At 70.4% G+C, this 18,992-nt stretch carries 20 protein-coding genes; 8 read left to right on the plus strand and 12 right to left on the minus strand.

Annotated features, from left to right (window positions below; all coding sequences use genetic code 11):
• Window positions 1-13: 13 nt before the first annotated feature.
• On the minus strand, window positions 14-583 hold the full coding sequence (locus tag EXE42_RS00710) for a cysteine hydrolase family protein (protein ID WP_137705709.1): 570 nt from the start codon (window positions 581-583) through the stop codon (window positions 14-16).
• Window positions 576-1,436, minus strand: coding sequence for a YqcI/YcgG family protein (locus EXE42_RS00715; RefSeq protein ID WP_092920003.1), 861 nt, complete (start codon window positions 1,434-1,436; stop codon window positions 576-578). Before EXE42_RS00715 ends, EXE42_RS00710 begins: the two co-directional genes overlap by 8 nt.
• A gap of 142 nt (window positions 1,437-1,578) precedes the next feature.
• On the opposite strand from EXE42_RS00715, the gene EXE42_RS00720 reads away from it, so the two are divergent.
• Complete coding sequence (locus EXE42_RS00720; protein ID WP_137705710.1) at window positions 1,579-2,010, plus strand: DUF1810 domain-containing protein; 432 nt, start codon at window positions 1,579-1,581, stop codon at window positions 2,008-2,010.
• Between the two features lie 44 nt (window positions 2,011-2,054).
• Here the strand turns inward: EXE42_RS00720 and EXE42_RS00725 are convergent, their stop codons facing one another.
• Both EXE42_RS00725 and EXE42_RS00730 read right to left on the minus strand, forming a co-directional pair.
• Window positions 2,055-3,539 (minus strand): sodium:solute symporter, encoded by a 1,485-nt coding sequence (locus EXE42_RS00725; RefSeq protein WP_137705711.1) that lies wholly within the window; start codon window positions 3,537-3,539, stop codon window positions 2,055-2,057.
• A complete protein-coding gene (locus tag EXE42_RS00730; RefSeq protein ID WP_241988305.1) occupies window positions 3,536-3,835 on the minus strand; it encodes a hypothetical protein in 300 nt (99 codons plus the stop codon). The genes EXE42_RS00725 and EXE42_RS00730 overlap by 4 nt, the downstream gene beginning before the upstream one ends.
• Window positions 3,836-4,012: 177 nt before the next feature.
• On the opposite strand from EXE42_RS00730, the gene dnaG reads away from it, so the two are divergent.
• Window positions 4,013-5,665: a DNA primase DnaG gene (gene dnaG, locus EXE42_RS00735; protein WP_137705712.1), complete on the plus strand. Its 1,653-nt coding sequence runs from the start codon at window positions 4,013-4,015 to the stop codon at window positions 5,663-5,665.
• 19 nt (window positions 5,666-5,684) lie between these two features.
• On the opposite strand, the gene EXE42_RS00740 is transcribed toward dnaG, so the two are convergent.
• Window positions 5,685-6,695, minus strand: a complete 1,011-nt coding sequence (locus EXE42_RS00740) for an A24 family peptidase (protein ID WP_137705713.1) — start codon at window positions 6,693-6,695, stop codon at window positions 5,685-5,687.
• A 161-nt stretch (window positions 6,696-6,856) separates the two neighbouring features.
• On the opposite strand from EXE42_RS00740, the gene EXE42_RS00745 reads away from it, so the two are divergent.
• Window positions 6,857-7,393: an HPP family protein gene (locus tag EXE42_RS00745; RefSeq protein ID WP_137705714.1), complete on the plus strand. Its 537-nt coding sequence runs from the start codon at window positions 6,857-6,859 to the stop codon at window positions 7,391-7,393.
• Window positions 7,394-7,399: 6 nt separating this feature from the next.
• Here EXE42_RS00745 and EXE42_RS00750 read toward each other — a convergent pair whose 3' ends face one another.
• The 6 genes from EXE42_RS00750 to EXE42_RS19175 all read right to left on the minus strand — a co-directional run bounded on the left by EXE42_RS00750 (window position 7,400) and on the right by EXE42_RS19175 (window position 12,518).
• Window positions 7,400-8,695, minus strand: a complete 1,296-nt coding sequence (locus EXE42_RS00750; RefSeq protein WP_137705715.1) for a DUF6498-containing protein — start codon at window positions 8,693-8,695, stop codon at window positions 7,400-7,402.
• A 115-nt stretch (window positions 8,696-8,810) separates the two neighbouring features.
• Window positions 8,811-9,023, minus strand: a complete 213-nt coding sequence (locus EXE42_RS00755; protein WP_092919996.1) for a hypothetical protein — start codon at window positions 9,021-9,023, stop codon at window positions 8,811-8,813.
• Window positions 9,024-9,129: 106 nt separating this feature from the next.
• On the minus strand, window positions 9,130-10,170 hold the full coding sequence (locus tag EXE42_RS00760; protein WP_137705716.1) for a GNAT family N-acetyltransferase: 1,041 nt from the start codon (window positions 10,168-10,170) through the stop codon (window positions 9,130-9,132).
• Entirely contained in the window at window positions 10,167-11,498 is a 1,332-nt protein-coding gene (gene gatD / locus EXE42_RS00765; RefSeq protein ID WP_137705717.1) for a Glu-tRNA(Gln) amidotransferase subunit GatD, read from the minus strand. Before gatD ends, EXE42_RS00760 begins: the two co-directional genes overlap by 4 nt.
• Window positions 11,499-11,628: 130 nt before the next feature.
• Entirely contained in the window at window positions 11,629-11,904 is a 276-nt protein-coding gene (locus EXE42_RS00770) for a helix-turn-helix transcriptional regulator (RefSeq protein WP_092919993.1), read from the minus strand.
• Window positions 11,905-12,371: 467 nt separating this feature from the next.
• Window positions 12,372-12,518 carry a hypothetical protein gene (locus EXE42_RS19175; protein ID WP_167603289.1) on the minus strand — a complete coding sequence of 49 codons (147 nt, stop codon included), beginning with the start codon at window positions 12,516-12,518 and terminating at the stop codon, window positions 12,372-12,374.
• Between the two features lie 516 nt (window positions 12,519-13,034).
• Between EXE42_RS19175 and priS the strand changes: the two genes are divergently transcribed.
• Genes priS through EXE42_RS00790 form a run of 4 tightly spaced genes read left to right on the plus strand, consistent with a single transcriptional unit; the run spans window position 13,035 to window position 17,251 of the window.
• Window positions 13,035-14,198, plus strand: coding sequence for a DNA primase small subunit PriS (gene priS, locus EXE42_RS00775; protein WP_137705718.1), 1,164 nt, complete (start codon window positions 13,035-13,037; stop codon window positions 14,196-14,198).
• Window positions 14,199-14,214: 16 nt separating this feature from the next.
• Window positions 14,215-15,306, plus strand: a complete 1,092-nt coding sequence (locus EXE42_RS00780) for a hypothetical protein (protein ID WP_137705719.1) — start codon at window positions 14,215-14,217, stop codon at window positions 15,304-15,306.
• Window positions 15,307-15,315: 9 nt separating this feature from the next.
• On the plus strand, window positions 15,316-15,975 hold the full coding sequence (locus tag EXE42_RS00785) for a DUF998 domain-containing protein (RefSeq protein WP_092919990.1): 660 nt from the start codon (window positions 15,316-15,318) through the stop codon (window positions 15,973-15,975).
• Between the two features lie 25 nt (window positions 15,976-16,000).
• Window positions 16,001-17,251, plus strand: a complete 1,251-nt coding sequence (locus EXE42_RS00790) for an MBL fold metallo-hydrolase (protein WP_137693443.1) — start codon at window positions 16,001-16,003, stop codon at window positions 17,249-17,251.
• A gap of 452 nt (window positions 17,252-17,703) precedes the next feature.
• Here the strand turns inward: EXE42_RS00790 and EXE42_RS00795 are convergent, their stop codons facing one another.
• Window positions 17,704-18,366, minus strand: a complete 663-nt coding sequence (locus tag EXE42_RS00795) for a transcriptional regulator (protein WP_321167244.1) — start codon at window positions 18,364-18,366, stop codon at window positions 17,704-17,706.
• Window positions 18,367-18,783: 417 nt separating this feature from the next.
• Here EXE42_RS00795 and EXE42_RS19565 point away from each other — a divergent pair.
• On the plus strand, window positions 18,784-18,992 hold a 209-nt coding region (locus EXE42_RS19565; RefSeq protein ID WP_206750711.1), incomplete at its 3' end, for a hypothetical protein.

Genomic DNA, 18,992 nt, shown 5'->3' on the forward strand with positions numbered 1-18,992 from the left:
CGGGCGCCTCGGCTCAGGCCTCCGCCAGCAGCTCCGCGCTCTCGACGACCGTCGCGAACTCGCCGCGCAGGTGCGCGAGCGCGACGCGGTGAGAGGTCTCGGGGTCGATCCGCTCGCCGTCCGGCGCCTCGCGGGCGTGAGTCGCGGTCGCGTCGGCGACCACGCGGACGTCGTAGCCGCGGTTCTCGGCCTCGCGCGTCGTCGTCGAGACGCAGTGGTCCGTGGTGAGCCCGCAGACGACGAGCGACTCGTGGCCCGCCTCGCGGAGCCACTCGTCGAGCCCTGAGTCGAGGAAGGCGCCGTTGACCGACTTCTCGAACGTCGGTTCCCCGTCGGCGGGGGCCGTCTCGGGTTTCCACGCGAAGCCGGGGGCGTCGGGGCGGAGCGGCGAGTCCGGCTCCGTCGATGCGTGTCGCACGTGCGCGACGGGGCGGCCGGTGGCGCGCCAGCGGTCGAGGAGGGCGGCCGCGACCGCCTCGGCGTCGGGGTTGTTGCGCTCGCCCCAGCCCGGCTCGTCGAAGCCGGTCTGGAAGTCGACGAGGAGGAGGACGGCGTCGTCGGGGAACGCGATCGGCTCAGTCATCCGCGCTCTCCGCGACCGGCGGGTCGCTCCGGTCTCCGCCCGCGAACCGACGCCACGCGCCGGGTTCCAGCAGGGACTCGCGCGCCCGCGGGTGATCTCGCGCGGGGTCGAGCGGGCAGGCGTCGGGGCTCGCCTCGTCGTCCTCGCGGAAGAGGTACTGCGTCCACTCGCGGTCGCCCTCGGCGCCCCAGTCTCCGAGGTCGGCGTGGGGACAGACCCCGTCGTACTCGCCCATCCGGTCGCGGATCGCCTCGCGGGCGCGCTCGCCGGCCTCGGTGTCGGCCGTGATCCCCTCGAAGACGGCGCGGGGCTGGAAGGTGACCTCCAGCCCGACCGGCGAGTACCGGCTCTTCCGCTCGTCGTAGAAGGGCGCCCGCGACGTGGGGAACAGCGGTTCGCCGCCGAAGCAGAACTCCCAGCGCGGCGTGTCCGGGTCGGTCGGGATGTCGTCGGGCCACGGCTCCGGGTCGTGGACGTGGAGGAACTCCAGCACGTGCCAGAGCCGCTCGTGGTAGTGCGCCTCGCCCCGGTCCCCGGCCGGCGGCCTGAAGAACACCGCGAGCGGCGCGCGGTCGGCGTGGTCCGCGTAGGTGTCGAGGTACTCCAAGAGGACGTCGCGCAGCCGCAACAGCGCGGCTGGGTCTGTCGTCGACTCGCAGGCCGCGTAGAGGAGGTCGCCCTCGCGCTCGGCCTCGATGCCGAAGTAGCAGGGGAACGGCGACCCGTCGCGCTCGCCGAGCATCGACTCCCGGAAGGTTCGATAGTGCTCGCGGAGCCACGGCGGCGCGTCGTCGAGCCGACCGCGGAGCGTCTCCTGGTCCAGCAGCACGCCCTCGGTTCCGGGCTCGTTCATGCGCGTTATCGGGGCGAGACGGTCTTTTGGCTTTCGCCGGGTTCGGCGCGGTGGGAACCGGCGCGGTCGAGTTCGAGACACGGAGACCCGGCGGTCCGGTACCCGGATTTATTTCGGCTCGGCGGGAACGTCGTCCGACGAGATGTCCGACGGCGACCCCCACGGCCTCGACCGCTTCGTCGAAGCGCAGGCCGGCGTGATCGAGTCGGCCAAAGAGGAGCTGCGATCGGGACGGAAGCGCGGCCACTGGATGTGGTACGTGTTCCCGCAGGTCGAGGGGTTGGGGAGCAGCCGGACCTTCCGGCGCTACGCGATCGGGTCCCGCGAGGAGGCGAGCGCGTACCTCGCACACCCGACGCTGGGGCCGCGGCTACGGGAGTGTACGGAGATCGTCAACGCCCTGGAGGGACGGACAGCGCACGAAGTGTTCGGGTCGCCGGACGACCTGAAGTTCCGGTCGTCGATGACGCTGTTCGACGCTGTCGCGGACGAGTCCGAACCGTTCGGGACGGCGCTGGAGCGGTACTACGACGGGCCCGACCCGAAGACGCTCCGGTTCCTGCGCGACGACTGAGGTCGGAGCCGATCCCCGACGGCGGCGGCCGTGTGAGCCCGGACTCAGTCCCCGGCCACCGCGAACCGCGAGGCGTCGCTCTCCTCGCTCGGCGCGGTCACGAGCGACACGCCCACCGTGAGCGCCCCGGACAGGACCATCAGCCCGAGCGCCACGTCCCAGCCGCCGGCGACGGTACGGGGCAGCGTCGGAACGGCGCCGACGACCGCCGACAGCACCACCGCGAGGTAGATCGCCTGCGGGACCGCGACGCCCGCGATCATCCCGGTGCGCGTCGTCCGGGGCCAGTAGAGCGCGCAGATCACGGGGAGCGCGAGCAGCGCGAACCCGGAGAATGCGGTGCCACCGACCTCGATCAGCGTTCCCGGCCGGAAGAGGCTCGCGACGAACGCCAGCGCCGCGAACGCCCCGACGCCGATCCGCGCGATCCACGCCTCGCGGCGCTCGGAGGCCTCCGCGTCGATCAGCGGGCGGTAGAGGTCCCGAGTGAAGTACGACGACCCCGAGAGCAGCATCGAATCAGAGGAGGACATCATCGCGGCCATCGCGCCGGCGACGACGACCGCGGCGAGCCACGTCGGCGCGTACTCGTTCAACACGACCGGGAACACGTTCGCGTTCTCCGGGACGGTCAGCGGGGTGCCCGCCGCCCACGCGCCGAGCATGAACGCGGGGACGAAGAGGAGCAGCACCAGCACGGGCCATAACGCGAACGACCGCTTCAGCGTCGCCGCCGACTTCGCGACGAAGAACCGCTGGTTGATCTGCGGGAACATCGTCACCCCGAACGCGATGGTGATCGCGGTCGAGATGATGAACCCGGGCGTGTACGTCCCGCCGCCGAAGCCCCCGAACTCGGGCCGGGCCGCCAGCATCCCCTCGGTCGCGGCGCCGACGCCGCCGAGCGCCGAGACGACCCACGCGGCCGCGAGCCAGACGACGGAGAGCATGAACAGCCCCTGAAGCGTGTCGGTCCACGCCACGCCGCGGAGCCCCGCGACGGCGACGTAGAGGATCATGAACGCCGTGATGAGCGCCGCGCCGCCCCAGTAGGGAACCGCGCCGTTCGTGAGCCCCACGAGCGCCTCGCCGGCGCCCATCTGCTGGAGCATCACGTACGGGAACAGCCACAGGAGGCTCACGCCCGCGACGAGCGCGCGCAGCCCGGTCGAGCCGAACCGGTCGCCGAGCATCTCGCCGAGCGTCACGTAGCCGTTGCGGGCGCCGATCAGCCACTGCTTGTAGCCGATCACGTACCACAGCACGGCGAACAGGACGCCGTCTAACGTCCCCATCACGATCAGCCACTCGGGGCCCGCGCGGTACGCGAGGTTCGGGCCGCCGAAGAAGGTGAACGCCGACAGCAGCGTCGCGAACGTCGTGAAGAGCAGCACGAGCGTCCCGATCGACCGGCTCGCGAGGTAGTAGTCCTCGGCGGTCGTCTCCGAGACGCGGTACGCGACCAGCCCGAGCGCGAGCGCGACGACGAGGTACCCGACGACGACGCCGAGCGAGAGGCCGAGCGTCATCGGCGCTCCACCTCCCGGTCGGCGGCCTCGGCGGCGGCGGCCCGGTCCGTGATCTCCTCCGCGGTTCCGGCGGCGCCAGCGGTCGGGCGCTGCCCCATCCCGCGCTCCCACGCGCCGCTCCGGACGAACAGCGCGAACAGGGCCGCGCACAGCCCGAGCCACGCCACGTGCCACCAGATCCAGACCGGGAGCCCCGCGACGACGCGGTCGATGCCCCACAGCGGCCACGGCACGGCGAACGCCACGAGTATCGCGAACGTCGGTATCCACACGAGATCGCTCCGTGAGCGCGTCATGTGAGATAATAATGTGTCTATAAACACTAAGAACTGTTGGACGGGTTCGGATATGCGTATCGAAAAAAATTATTCTTCAACAATCGCGGCCGGAGGGGCGTGGCGATAACTACTTTCCGCGAGGAGCGCAACCACACACGGACGGGCGCTACCGCCCGACATCACCATTCACCACTCATGAAAGACACAGAGAAATACCTGATACACGCCACCATCGCGGCCGACGGCGTCGTCGAGCGGAGCGACGTCGTCGGGGCGGTGTTCGGGCAGACCGAGGGGCTCCTCGGAGACGAGTTGGACCTCCGAGACCTCCAGGAGTCCTCGCGCGTCGGCCGGATCGACGTCTCCGTCGAGTCGGAGAACGGTCAGTCGTTCGGCGAGGTCACCGTCGCGTCGAGCCTGGACAAAGTCGAGACCGCCATCCTCGCGGCCGCGCTGGAGACCATCGACCGCATCGGACCCTGTCACGCCTCCGTGGAGGTGACGAGCATCGAGGACGTGCGGGCGGCCAAGCGCCGCGAGGTCGTCGAGCGCGCGAAGGAGCTGATCGCCGGCGGCTTCGAGGAGACGAGCCTCGCCAGCAGCGACGTCTTAGACGAGGTCCGCGACGCCGCCCGCGTCGAGGGGATCGTCGACTACGAGGGGCTCCCGGCCGGCCCGCGGGTCGGTGACTCCGACGCCGTCATCGTCGTCGAGGGGCGCGCGGACGTGCTGACGCTGCTCGACTGCGGGATCAAAAACGCCGTCGCGGTCGAGGGGACGAACATCCCCGACGCGGTCACCGACCTGACCGCCGACCGGACCGTCACCGCCTTCCTCGACGGCGACCGCGGCGGCGAGCTGATCCTCCGCGAACTCGCGCAGGTGGGCGACGTCGACTACGTCGCGTTCGCACCTCCGGGAGAGTCGGTCGAGGACCTCGACCGGGAAGCCGTCTTCGAGGCGCTCCGGGGGAAGGTCCCGTACGCCAGCCTCGCGGACGCGTCGGACCTCCGAGCGGCAGCGGGCGACGAGAGGACTCCCGACGGCGACGAGGGGACTTCCGACGGCGACGAGGGGATTTCCGACGGCGACGAGGGGATTTCCGACGGCGACGAGGGGACTTCCGACGGCGACGAGAGGACTCCCGACGGCGACGACCCGAGCTCCGTTGCCCGCGTCGGCGACGGCGGTGCGGTGCCGAGCGACTCGGCGGCGGGCGACTCGGCGGAGTCTCCGAACCGATCGACCGAACCGACGGATGCCGTGTCGGAGACCGAACCGGCCGGGCCGGCGACCGAGACGGACGACTCGTCCTCGACCGAACCGGCGGACGCGGCGACGACGCCGGCCGACGGGGTCGAGACGGAAACGAGCCTCGAACCCGACGTCGGAGCCGACGAGGGCCCGGATTCGGCCGCCGCCGGCATCGATTCGACCGTCGACGACGATGAACTCCCCGACGACGAGCAGGTCGACGACCGTGATTCGACCGGTGACGACGACGAGACCGGCGACGGCGGCGAACCGAGCGACGAGCCCGACGGACCCCGGTCGATCGGGGGACACGTCCGTCAGGTCGTCGACGGCGAGACCGGCCGCGCGCGGCTCCTCGGCGACGAGTTCGAGGTCCTCGACGAGGTCGACGCCGCGGACGCGTTCGACGCGGTCGACGGCGCCGAGACCGCGCCGCAGGCGATCGTCGTCGACGAGACAGTCGACCAGCGGCTGCTCGACGTGGCGGCCCAGCGCGGCGTCGGCGACCTGGTCGGCCGCGACCTCGGCGAGTTCGTGAAGCGCCCGGTCGGGACGCGCGTCCTCGCCGCCGCCGACGTCTGGGCCGGGAACTGAGGCCGGAGACCGACGCGGTTCAGACCAGCCCGACCGCGCCGAGCACCGCGAACAGCGTGTCGCCGTACGTCAGCGAGACGACGAGCCCGACGGCCATCGGGACGACGAACGGCATCCCGGGCGAGACCAGCACGCGGCCCTCGCGGGCGACGACGTCGAGGCCGTCGCGGAGCGTGGCGGCGTCGGTGCCGTAGGCGCCGTGGTCGATCTCGTCGAGGAAGCGCTCGGCGGCCCACGGGTCGTCGAAGTCGGGGCGGGACGGAGCGCCTCGCTCCGCGTCGCCGCCGGCCTCGGCGTCGACCGCGGTCCCGCCGTCCGTCCGAGGGCCGACGTGGGTCCCGCCGTCGGTCGGGTCGAACGTCTCGTCGACCGAGGCCGGATCGCGGAGCCCCTCCGGGTCGGCCCGCAGGTCCGCGAGCGCGAGGCCGCGCCAGCGGAGGTACATCCGGAGCGCGTCGAGGTCGAGACCGTTCCGAGTCGGCCCGTCCGGGGCCTCGAACAGTCGCCCGTGCCGGTCGGGCAGCGAGTCGGTCGGGACCGGTCGCGCGAAGAACATGCTCGGCGAGGCCTCGCCGCGGACGAGGTTGAGGGCGGCGAGACCGACCGGGTACGCGAGGCCGAGCAGGACGGTGTTCGTGAGGATCGTCAGCGAGAACACGCCGACCTCGGTGTCGACGAGCGGGAGGGCGAAGGCCCCGATCTCGTAGGCCGGGAACGTCGGGAATATCACCGCGAGCGCGATCATCGCCTTGGCGTCGGCGCCGCCGAACGCGCCGAGGTACCAGAACGCGTAGCCGAGCGGCGCGACGAACAGCAGGCTGATCGCGGCCCGCAGGAGGAAGATCCGCCCGTCGTACCCGGCGAACGGCCACAGCGAGGCGACCTCCCAGATCAGGAGCAGCGCGCCGAACAGGTACAGCGGCGGCCAGATCCGGTTCGGGAGGCGGCGGGTCCGGACGTCCCGAAGGGCCGCCCACCCGAACACGGGGACGACGAGCAGTCGGAGGAGGTCCGGCAGCGTCGCGAACATGTCTCCACGGGCGAGACGGGACCAATTAGGCGTTCGGGTTCGGCTATCGCGAGCGATAGCGCCGGTTCCCGACGGCCGATCCGCGGGGTGTCGCGGCCGATTCGCGGGGTGCCGCGGCCGATCCGCCGGGCATTTGTGGGTCGCCGGTCGACCGGGGCGCAATGCGTCGCCGCCTCGGGACGAGCCTCTACGCCGGCCTGCTCTTCACCGTCCTCGGTCTGGTCGCGTGGGCGACCGGCCAGCCGTTCGTCTTTCCGAGCCTCGGCCCGTCCGCGTTCGTCCTCGCGTTCGACCGCCGGAGCGAGCGCGAGCGCGCCGTCCGCGTCGTGGGGAGCCACCTGATCGGCGGGCTCGCGGGGCTCGCGGCGTGGGCGGGTATCGCTGACGGCGCCGCGCTGACGGCGACGCCCCCCGCCTTCTCCCCCGAGGGGTTCCGGCTGACCGCGAGCGCGGTCGTCTCCCTCGTGACGACCAGCTGGGCGATGATCGCGACCGAGACGGTCCACCCGCCGGCGTGCGCGACGACGCTCATCGTCTCGCTCGGCCTGCTCTCGACGCCCGCCGAGGTGGCGATCATCGTCGCGAGCGTGACCGTCCTCGTCGCCTTCCACGGGGCCGTCGTCCTGCTGTTCGAGCGCCTCGTCGGGGACGCACACCCCCTCTACGGGCGCGACGACGCGGGCGATGCGAACGGCTGACGCGACTCACTCGTCCGGTCGGTCCGGTCCGTCGGGGCGGTCCGGTCGCCTGTCGAACACGTCGAGGACCGGCTCGGGATCGGCGAGTCCCGGAATCCGGTGTTCGTCGTCGCGGAGTTCGATCACGACGGTCTCGGTTCCGAGCCGTCGGTCGAGCCGCCCGCGTTCCACCCGCAGGTCGGTCTCGTCCCACGGCTCGACGCGCCACAGCACGACGCCGAACAGGCGGTCGCGGGCGACGAGCGCGCCGTCGGCGGCGCGGTACTCGACGAGCCCGTACCGGAGTTCGCGGTCGAGCGCGGCGAGCCCCAGCGGGAGCGCGACCGCGACCGCGGCGAGGGCGGCGGCGGTCCCCCGGTCGCCACCGATCGCGAACAGGACGCCGACGAGCGCGGGGAGCGCCGCGAGGTACCACAGCCCCGGGTGGCGAACGAGCGTCGCCGACGCCCCGGCGAGTCGCGCGCGGCCGGGCTGTCGGACCGCTTCGACCGGCTCCGCGGTCGAGCCGTCGACAGACTCCGCCGCGGGCGGGTCGTACGAGAATCCCAGGTCGAGCGCCGACGACTCGTCGAACGCCGCCAGTCGGTCGCTGTACAGCCCCGCGAGGTCGAAGGCGAACTTCACCGCGACGATGCCGAGCAGGAGCGGGAGCCCGATCGCGTCGGGGTCGAGCGCGGAGATCGGCGTGTCGCCCTCCAGCGTGCTCGCGGCGACGATCGTGACGGTGAACAGCGCGCCGAGAAAGATCGCCGCGCCGCGGGCGAACACCCCTTGGATCGCGGTCTGGGCGCTGTGGTCGCGGTACTCGCCGCGACCGAAGTACTCGACGAGCGTCGTCGCCGCCTCGCCGACGAAGACGGCGATGACCGCGAGCGTCACGGTGTCGAGCGCGTCGGCCGACAGCCCGCCGTCCGCGACGACGCCGACCGTGAGCGCGCCGACGACGGCCCAGACGGCCGCGAGGATCGGCGCGGCGATCGGGAGGACGAGCAGCGACGAGACCCGGATCTCGACCCCGGTCCACGGGATCGACAGCCCGGCGCGTCGCTGCGCGAGCGGGCCGACGATCAGTCCGTCGTGTTCGATCTCCGAGGGGCGCCCGGCGAACAGCGCGCGGACGAGCGCCCAGAGCGACGTGATGCCGAGTTCGAACCAGTACAGCGTCATCAGCGCGGCCGCGTTCCAGCCGAGCGCGACCACGCCGACGAGCGGGAGCAGGGTGGCGAGCGCGACGGAGAGCGCGCGCGGCCGGCGACCGCGACCGAGCGCGCGCAGTCGGTCGGTAGAGCGGAGGGAGGGCATCCGCCGGTCGTTCCGCGGCGCCGCACATAAGCGGTCCGGAGCGGTCGCGCGTCGCGATGGCGGACCGGGTCGGCGCGACACCGGACCGACCTCCCTCCCGCGCGAGGCGGCCGTCTCAGCGCGCCGGACCGGCGCGGCGGTGAAGGTACAGGTACGCGAGCACCGGAACGATCGTGAAGAGGAGCGTCGAGAGCCCCCAGACGACCGCGTAGCGGCTCCCGCGCGCCCTCGCGTCGCGGAAGATCCACGCCGCGGCGGCGACGACGACGCCGTAGATCACGAGCGTGAGCGGGAGCGACCACGGGAGGGCGACGCCGAAGAGGGTCATACCCCGCTAGTGGAGGTCGAACGGATTGAGCCCTTCGATCGGGGGGATCCGGTCGTGAGAAACCGACCGCTCACGACCCGGCGGTCGGTTCGCCGTCGGCGACCGCTCACGACCCGCCGGTGAGATCCGCGGACATCACGAAGTCGGGTTCGGCCGCGACCGGGACGCGGTTCGCGCCGGTGTCGCTCACGTGTTCGACCGTCTCGGGTATCAGCACGCGGGCGGCGTCGGCGTCGGCGGCCGCGGCGTCGGCAGCGACGGCGTCGTACAGCGCCCCCGCGGCGTCGAGGTCGCGCCACGCGGCGACGCCGTACGTCGCGGTCCGCGTGGTCTCCCCGTCGGCTTCGCGCTCCGTCACGCGGGTCCGGACCGCGAAGCCGGCGACCGACCTCGGACCGGCGACCGCGATCAGTCGGTCCTCGGCGGCCGCGGTCGCGAGTCGCTCTCGGGTGAGTTGAGAGCAGGCCCACGGCTCGTCGGGATCGAGCGCGAGGCCGCGCAGGCGGTCGCGGGCGTCGCTGTCGCTCCAGAACGCCCACGCGGCGTTCGGGTCGGGGTCGACGAGGGGTTCGAGATCGACCCCCGAATCGTCGATCGCGTCCGGATCGGGCTCCGGCTCCGCGAACCGGAACTCGGTCTCGGGCTCGAAGCCGACCGCGCGCGACTGGCCGAGTCCCATGACGTTCCACGAAAAGACCATGTTTCGGCAGACTGCGGCGCCGCGGTCGCGGGCCCAGTCGAGCGCGGCAGCCGAGAGCGCGGTGCCGACGCCGTGGCCGCGCGCGGCGGGGTCGACGCGGATCCCCTGTCCCCACGCCTCCCACTCCGAGAGCGAGACGGCCTGAATACAGCCGACGACCGCCTCGGGCTCGCCCGCGTCGGCGGCGCCGGCGCCGTCGCCCGCGACGCGCGTGTCGCCCGGCTCTCGGCCGTCGAGGCCGGAGACGTCGACGGCCGCTTGGGGGAGCGTCGCGACGAAGGTGCCGCGGTCGGGGTCGTCGGAGGCGGCCCAGTCGGGGAACACGCGCGGGATGTAGTCGTCGTGGCGCTCGCCCCACGTGTCCCGCGTGAACGCCGCGACCGCGTCGGCGTCGGCGGGGCGGGCCTCGCGGACGGCGACGTCGAACTCCTCCCCCGGGCCGGTCATCGCCAGGGCTGCGACTCCTCGGTCAGTTCGCCCGCGAGGTCCCGGGTCATCGCGTCGGCCGGGTCGGCGGCGTTCGCGAGCGCCCACATCAGCTTCACCTTCGCGGTGCCGGGGAGGGTGTCGCCGGCCTCGACGACCCCCGCGTCCAGGAGGTCGCGGCCGGTGTCGTACACCCGGTCGCAGACGCGGCCCGCGAGACACTGGCTCGTCATCGCGACGACGGTGCCGCCCGCGACGAGCTCCTCTATCCGGGGGATGAGGTCGGTGTGGACGTGACCGAGCCCGGTCCCCTCGATCACGACCCCGTCCGCGTCGTCGAGGTACGCCCACGCGGCCGGGTCCATCCCGGGCGTGAACTTCACGAGTTCGACGTCGCCCGCGAGGTCCGGCGCGAGTTCCGGGGCGGCGTCGTCGGTCCCGGCGGCGTCCGCGTCGTCCGCCCCCCGCGGACGCGGCTCGCGGTGCCACTCGATCGCCGCGTCGGCCGCGTCGGCCGCGTCGCCCTCCGCGCCCGCCTCGGCGGCGGCCGCGTAGTCGATCAGCCCGAGTGGCGCGGCGCCGACCGTCTCGAAGGCGTCCCGGCGAGAGGTGTGGTTCTTGCGGACGCGCGTGCCGCGGTGGAGCGCGCAGGCGTCGTCGGAGGGGCCCGCGTGCATACAGACGAGCGTCTCGGCGTGGTCGGCCTTCGCGGCCTCGACGGCGCAGACCGCGTTCATCACGTTGTCGGAGGAGGGGCGATCGGCGGATCGCTGACTCCCGGTGAACACGACCGGGACCGGCGAGTCGAGCATGAACGAGAGCGCGGACGCGGAGTACTGCATCGTGTCGGTGCCGTGCATCACGACGACGCCGTCGGCGCCGGCCTCGATCTCCTCGGCGACGGCTTCGGCGAGCTCGCGCCAGATCGACGGCTCCATGTTCTCCGAGAGGATGTTCGCGACGACTCGGCCGCGGTAGTTCGCGCGCCCGGCGAGCTCGGGCACGGCCCGGAGGACGTCCTCGGCGTCGAACTGGGCCGTGACGGCCCCCGTCCGGTAGTCGACGGTGGAGGCGATGGTCCCGCCGGTCGAGATGAGCGAAATCGTGGGCAGGCCGTCGTCGAAGGTGATCTCGGAGGTCGCCTCGCCCGCGTCGTCGGTCTCGGCGGCGGGGTCGACCTCGCGGACGCCGGATTCGAGCACCTCGACGTCGGCTTCCTCGCGGTCGATGCCGACGTTGTACCCGCCGTCGAGCTTGACGACGAGGTGGTCGCGCGTCGTGGAGGGGAGCAGTACGCCCTCGTTGGTGACGCCCCCGCGGTCGACGCGGACGCGATCTCCCGGTTGCATACGACGGAGTTCCCTCGGGGTCGACTTGAATCCAACCGTTCGCGGCGCGGGGCGGGAGGCCGGCGGGAAACAGGAGAGGAGACGGAGGCCGGCGGCTATCGGCCGGTCGCGGGGGTAACGGGCGGCCGCGTCAGTGCTCGATGTACTCGGCTTCCCAATCGGTGCGGGCCTCGATTTCGCGGCGGCCCCGGCGGGTCAGCGTGTAGTAGTTCGTGCGGCGGTCGCGCTGGCCCTTCTCGACGAGCCCCTTCTCGACGAGCGTGTCGAGGTTCGGGTAGAGGCGGCCGTGGTGGATCTCCTTCTCGTAGTACCCTTCGAGCTCCTCTTTGATGGCCAGCCCGTGCGGCTCGTCGAGCCCCGCGATCACGTAGAGCAGGTCGCGCTGAAAACCTGTGAGGTCGTACATACAACTGACTATACATACCTGTCGAAAATAAATAAATATACCGTTATATCAGTCCACGTACGACCGAACAGCGGGGCTTACGTCCCCGGAACACCGACCTCCGTTCTGTCAATTCCGTAACTGTCACGCGAGTCCGGACCGCGTGCTCGCGGCCGGAACTCGTTTCGATCTACTGATACGCATTCGTTCGAGAGTCGAACGGTACCACCTGCCGTGGCAAGGCGGAAACGGAACCTCGCCGCGTCTCGGCGGCGCCGCTCGGCGTGGACGTGGAACTGCGCGCGACTCCGCTCGGGCGCGAGGCGACGAGCGGAACGCTAAGGGGTCGAGTTTCCGAAGAAGGCACGCCCGACGCGGAAAAAAGCCGCGTCAGGCCTGCCGATTGGTCCCCGCTGACGCTTCGGCCCTCCAGACGAAGCGTCACTAGACTGTACAGCGTAGAGAGTGATAAACGTGTCGTACGGCGCTCACATATGTTCTTCTTCTAACACCCAGCCGATCGCGCGCTTGTAGTGGGTGAACAGCTCCTCGACGCCGCGGTGGCTCATCTCCTCGTCGTCCAGCTGCTCGCGGAGGAACTCGTACTGCTCTCTGACCTCCTCTTCGGATCGCATACGAGAGGGATAGGGAGCCGTCCCGGATAGTGTTTGGCCGAAGGTGGTGGTGAACCCGACTGTCGACGTCGAAGTCTCAGATGCTCACCGGTACGTCGGTAACGTCGCCGCGGCAAACACTTCCAAAGCCCCAGCCGCGAGGACTCGCGCGACTCGCTGCGCGCTTCACTCGGTCGCTCACTCCGTTCACTCCCTCGTTCCAGTGCTTGCGTCGTCGTGCTTCGCCCTCGCGGCTGCCCCTTTGAGCCCCACCCCCCACACGGCACCGCAGCCTCACACCTCCCCAGCCTCGTCGGTCGCCCGTCGCTCCGCTCGGGCGACCGACTCCCTCGCGCGTGCTCCTCGCGGCCTCCGCTTCGCTCCGGCCGCTCGCAGGCACGCGCCACCGCGTCTCGGGTCGTGATCCGTCGTCCCCCCGCGCTCATCTCGCTTCTTCCCCCCCGCTCATCTCGCTTCTTCCGCGGTCGCCCGCGAACGGTAACGTTGATACGTCGACCGCGGGTACGAGAGGAGACGATGGACGACCGGACCCGCGAGTACCTCCGGGGGCGGTTCGGCGACTACTACCGGTCGGTGTCGCTGTCGCTGCCGCCCGACGCGAACCTCCGCGAGTGGGGCCACATCCCGTGGACCCCGGGGTCGGGGACGACGATGGTCCGCCACCAAGCGCTGACCGAACTCGGCCACGTGGACACGTTCTTCGCCGACAACGCGCCGCGACACGCCTACTTCTCGGCCGCGCGCTACGACGAGCCGGGGGCTGCGACGATGGGACAGAAGGGGTGGCGGAACGCCGACCTCGTCTTCGACTTAGACGCCGACCACCTCCCCGGCGTCGACCCCGAGACCACCTCGTACCCCGAGATGCTGGCGGCGTGTAAGGACGCCCTCTTTCGGCTCTTGGACTTCCTCGACGACGACTTCGCGTTCGAGGACGTGACCGTCGTCTTCTCCGGCGGGCGCGGCTACCACGTCCACGTCCGCGATCAGAGCGTCCGGGAGTTAGACAGCGACGCGCGCCGTGAGATCGTCGACTACGTGCGCGCGATCGACCTCGACACCGACGCCCTGATCCGGACCGTCTCGGAGCGCGGGACGACGAAGCGCGTCCTCCGGACCGAGGGCGGGTGGGGCGCGCGCGTCCACGACGCCCTGGTCGAGTACGCCGACGACCTCCGCGAGATGGACGAGGAGGCCGCCCGCGAGCGGCTGATGGAGCTCGACGGCATCGGCGAGGGGCGCGCGGAGACGATCCTCGGCGCGTTCGACCGGAACCCGACCGCGGTCCGCGAGGGGAACGTGGAGGCGGGCGGTCCGGGCGTCAGGCGACTCGTCTCGGCGCTCGCGACGCGCGTCGCCGCCGAGGACGCGGCGCCGATCGACGAGCCGGTGACCACCGACACCCGTCGGCTCATCCGGCTGCCGGGGACGCTCCACGGCGGGTCCGGGCTCGTCGTCACGCCGCTCGACCGCGGCGAACTGGCCGACTTCGACCCGCTCCGAGACGCGGTTCCCGACCGGTTCGTCGGCCGCGAGATACGGATCGAGACCGACGCGGATCGGACGGTAGAATTAAACGGCGAGCGCGTCAGAATTGAATCCGGTAGAGACACCGTGCCGGAGTTCGCGGGGGTCTTCCTGATGGCCCGCGGCGAGGCGCGGAAAGCCCCCGAACGATGACGGAGTACACCGACGAATGAACCTCGACGAACTCCGATCCGCGCAGGCGAAAGAGCGCCGGAAGGACAGCCTCCAGCACCTGCGGGACTCGTTTTACGACGACGTGGGCGCGTACGTCGCGGACCTCCGGGCCGCGCGCGACCGCCGCGCCGAGCAGGTCGACAACCCCTTCGAGGACGACGACATCCGTCGGCTCTCCGACGAGGTCGAGACCGCCGAAGAGGTCGCGGAGGCCCTCTACGAGCGCCGGGTCGGCAAGGTCGTCAAGCTCGCCTCCTTCGCCGCGGCCGACATGTCGGTCGACGAGGAGGGGATGACGACCGAGGAGCGGCGGCTGTTCGACGACCTCGTCGAGCGCATCACCGCGAACAAGTCCGAGGTCCTCGACGTGCTCGCGGGCGAGTCGCCGGTCCCGGACGATTCCCAGACCACCGACGAGATCGCCGACGAGACCGCTGCCGCACCCGACGCCGCGGGGTCGCGCGACCCGACGCCGAGCGACCCGACGCCGAGCGACCCGACGTCCGAAACCGATGCGTCCCGGACGGGCGCGGAGCCGACGGATCCGAGTACCGAGGTGGCGGACGCCGCCGACGGCCCCGCCGCCTCGGACGCGCTCGCCGGAGCGATGGGCGGCGGCGAGTCCGATCCGTCCGCCGACGCTCCGCCCACGCCGCCCGAGCCGACCGAGAGCGGCCCGGATCCCTCCGAATCGGAGCCGGCCGAAGGAACCGGGGCGAACGGCGACGAGCCGACGCCGGTGCCGCCCGATCCGGCGCCTCCGGGAGCGGTCGGCGTCGACGAGGAGCGCGACGGGACTCCCGCGGGCGACGCCGACGAGGAATCGACCGCTGACGCGACGACGGACGGCGGAGCGGTGCCCGAGGGAGCGCCAGCCGGCGAGCCGGCGGCCGACTCGCCGACGACCGCCGACGCCGACCCGGCCGCAGGAACCGAGCGAGCGACCGTCCGGATCACCCGCGACGTCGGGGCCATCTTCGGCGTCGACGAGCGGGAGTACGAGCTCGCGAGCGAGGACGTCGTCTCCCTCCCGGTCGAGAACGCCGACCCGTTGGTCCAGCGCGACGCGGCCGAGCGGCTCGACTGACCGCGGTCGATGGCGCCCTCCGTGCCCTCCTCAGCCGACGGTCGGGCCGGCACCGACGCGGACTCCCGTTCTCCCGAAGTCGACGAATTCGGGCGTGTCGCGGCCGCGTTCGGCGCCGTCGCGACGCTCTCGGCGCTCGGCGGCATCGCGCTCGCGGTGCTCCTCGATCCGACCTTCTCGTGGACGGCCGACGCCCTCTCCGACCTGGGCGTCCGCGACGGAAGCGCCGTCGCGTTCAACTGGGGACTGATCGTCGGCGGGGCGGCGGGCGTCTGCTACGCCGCGGGCCTCGGACGAGCCGGTCGACCGCTCCGGGCGCTCCTGCTCGCGCTCGCGATGGTCGCGATGGCCGGGATCGGCACCTTCGATCTCACCGAGCCGCTTCACGGCCCTGCGGCAGTCGGATTCTACGGACTTATCACGGCGGTCTTCGCCGTCGACGGGTGGCTCAGGCGAGGCGAGGCGACCGGCCGCGTCGCGCTCGCGTTCGCCCCGGTCCACGTCGCCGTCTGGGCGACGTTCGTCGCCGGGTGGTGGCCCGTGACCGGGCTCGCGCTGCCGGAGCTCCCCGGCGCGCTGATGCTCGCCGCGTGGGTCTGGGTCGTCGGGCCGGCGCCGGTCACCGAAGCGGTTCGGTCTCCCGCCGGCGACCCGACCGACGGACACTAACCCCGCGGGCGGCTACGGATCTCCGATGGAACTGGAGCTCCTCGGCGGCGCCCGCGAGGTCGGTCGGAGCGCCCTCCTCGTCGACGAGACCCTCCTCCTAGACTACGGACTCAAGACCGCCGACCCGCCGCAGTACCCGGTTCGGGACCCGGAGCCAGACGCGGTCGTGGTCTCGCACGGGCACCTCGACCACGTCGGCGCCGTCCCCGCGCTGCTGAAGGGCGACCGGCGACCGCCGGTCCACTGGACGCCGCCGACGGGCGAGCTCGCGCGGACGCTCGCCGAGGACACGCTGAAGCTCCACGGCAACAGCCCGCTGTGTCCGTTCGGCGCGGAACACATCGCTCGGCTGGGCGAGGTGGAGCGGCGGCACGGTTACGAGGAACCCTTCGCGGTCGCCGGCGGGATCGACGACGGGGGGTACGAGGTGACGCTGTTCTCGGCCGGCCACATCCCGGGCTCCGCGCACGTCCTCGTCGACGACGGCGAGACGCGCCTGCTGTACACCGGCGACTTCCACACCGACGACCAGCGGCTGGTCGCGGGGACGACCGCGCGCCCGGACGCCGACGTCGTCGTCTGCGAGTCCACCTACGCGGACGTGACCCACGAGGACCGCGCCGCGGTGGAGTCGGCGTGGGCCGAGGGCGTCGAGCGAACGATCTGGGAGGGCGGGACGGTCGTCGCGCCCGCGTTCGCCATCGGCCGGACGCAGGAGCTGCTCCTCGTCGCGGCCGCGAACGACCTCACGCCGTACGTCGACGGGATGGGCGTCGAGGTGACGGAGACCCTCCGGCGGTACCCGTCGTTCCTGCGCGACGCGGACGCGTTCGGCGAGGCGGTCGGCCGGGCGCGCACGGTGACGGGCCGCGACGGACAGCGCGAGCGGATCGCGGCCGAGAACGCGCTCGTCGTCACCACATCGGGGATGCTCGCCGGCGGCCCGGTCCAGACGTACCTCCCGGAGATCCGGACGAACCCGACGAACCTCGTGACGCTGACGGGGTATCAGGTCGAGGGGACGCCGGGCCGCGAGCTTCAGGAGCGCGGGCAGTTGGAGCTGAACGGACGGGTTCAGCCCGTCAGCGCGCGGGTGGAGTCGTACGACTTCTCCGCGCACGCCGACCGCGAGGGGCTGGAGTCGTTCCTGGCGTCGTATCGCGGGGCGCGCGTGCTGGTGAACCACGGCGACCGCTGCGAGGCGTTCGCCGCGGATCTGCGCGAGGACGGATTCGACACGAGCGCGCCGGCGGTCGGCGAGCGGGTCAAGTTGTAGGGACGGGGACGCCTGAGACGGCCTCGATCACTCCTCTTGTCGCTGTAGCCGTATATCGGTGATTCTCGACCGCGGCGCTCAATACGAAACGATATTTTTTTTGAGTACTCGTCTGCGCGCGGTCCACCGCAGACAGACGCAGAGGACCGACGCCACGAACGAGACGCGAACGAGTGATCGACGACCGGGGGGAGGCAGGCCGGTAATCAAGCCCGTGTCGTCACATGCGCGATGGACCTGCTTGGTAGGCTCTGCCTCGCAGACCATCGAGGGAGATCGTGACGTGACTGCTAGTAGCACGAGTGAGCATCCTCGCAATGGTCGATGTGGTGTCGCGAACCTGATACCGTTCCGAGTGGTTAGCAGCCGGTTCGTACTGTTCGAAGAGCGATCGAGGCAGACTGTGGCGATCGAACGGACGAACCCGGGCTCCCGTCCGATTGGGTATCAGGCTAGTTTAGCTGATGGACTTCCGGTGGCTGCTCCGTTACGCCGAGTCGACTGTGCTGTTCGACGTACCGATGGATGACAGCCGACACTCCAAACACGATGGCGGTGAGCCAACCGACGTGGAGCGGTTCGAACGCATCAAATATCGGTGCCTCCGTGATGACTGCGATCAATAACAGACCGCAGACACCGGCGAGTCCGATATAGTATAAGCTCCAGGAGATCTCTTCTTCTTGAAGCACCTCGATATGCACCTCTATGTCGTCGAGTAGATCTGCTGATCGGATCGTATTCTCCGACTCATTAAACTGTATCACATTCTTCTCATCCAGTTTTGGGAGATGTGTTCGCCGGAGCGTCACGTGGACGCTTCGTCGGTCCTCGCCATCGATCTCTTCCGGCTCCATTTCCATCTCCCACGCGGCAACATGCGTGGAAAGCTCGGTGAGCTCAACTGGTTCTTCCATGCGTTTGAGCGCATGGAGAACAAACCGCCGTCGTCGGTTCGATAGCAGGTCGAATAACTCATTTCTAGATAGTTCACTTCCTGGTAGGTTCGGTTCCTCTCCTGTGCCGTTGACAAATGGTACGTTCATTGTTTCATTTCTCATCGCCAGTTCGTCCAGTACGCTTGACAGGAACCAATAGCCAATTCGAACACCCATATTATAAATTGTCGTTATTATTTTCTTGATAATTTATTTTATCCGATGTTACTTTGCTGTATCCGATCGCATTAGCGACGACGTAGGGAGGTCTTACAGCGATATTTGCTGGGTATGGTATTTCTTAATGCTTCTACAGCAGTTGAGATGTTATCCTAAAGTTGAGGTCATTGGCTGGAGTCACTTTTCGCGTGTCTGAGAAGCCGTAGATCCGGCCCAAGATTTCAGGGTACTGCTAGCCAGAGCCGCTCGGAATAGACCGTAATTCGCTCTTTCCAGTCGACGGCCTCATGTCCTGACAGAGTTCAAAAATCAGTCGGAACCGGTCACACGTTCACCTCGCTTGTCCGCCTGCTCAGATCCGCGTCCGGACTCGCTGACGCGGGCCGTGATAGTCCGCCAGATAGGGGATGTGAAGTGGTAGTCTCCGAGAACGCTTCCGCTGAACCTCGCGCCTCTAAACCCTCACTGCCAAATCTCTCAGTGGTCGGGTTAGCGTCCGTATTGCTACCCGACGTGTTGCTGGTCGTTGTGTTGGTACTCGACGTATTGCTCGTCGTTGTGTTACTGGCCGACGTATTGCTCGTCGTTGTGTTACTGGCCGACGTATTGCTCGTCGTTGTGTT

This window comes from Halorubrum sp. SP3 (assembly GCF_005435195.1).
Lineage (GTDB): Archaea > Halobacteriota > Halobacteria > Halobacteriales > Haloferacaceae > Halorubrum > Halorubrum sodomense.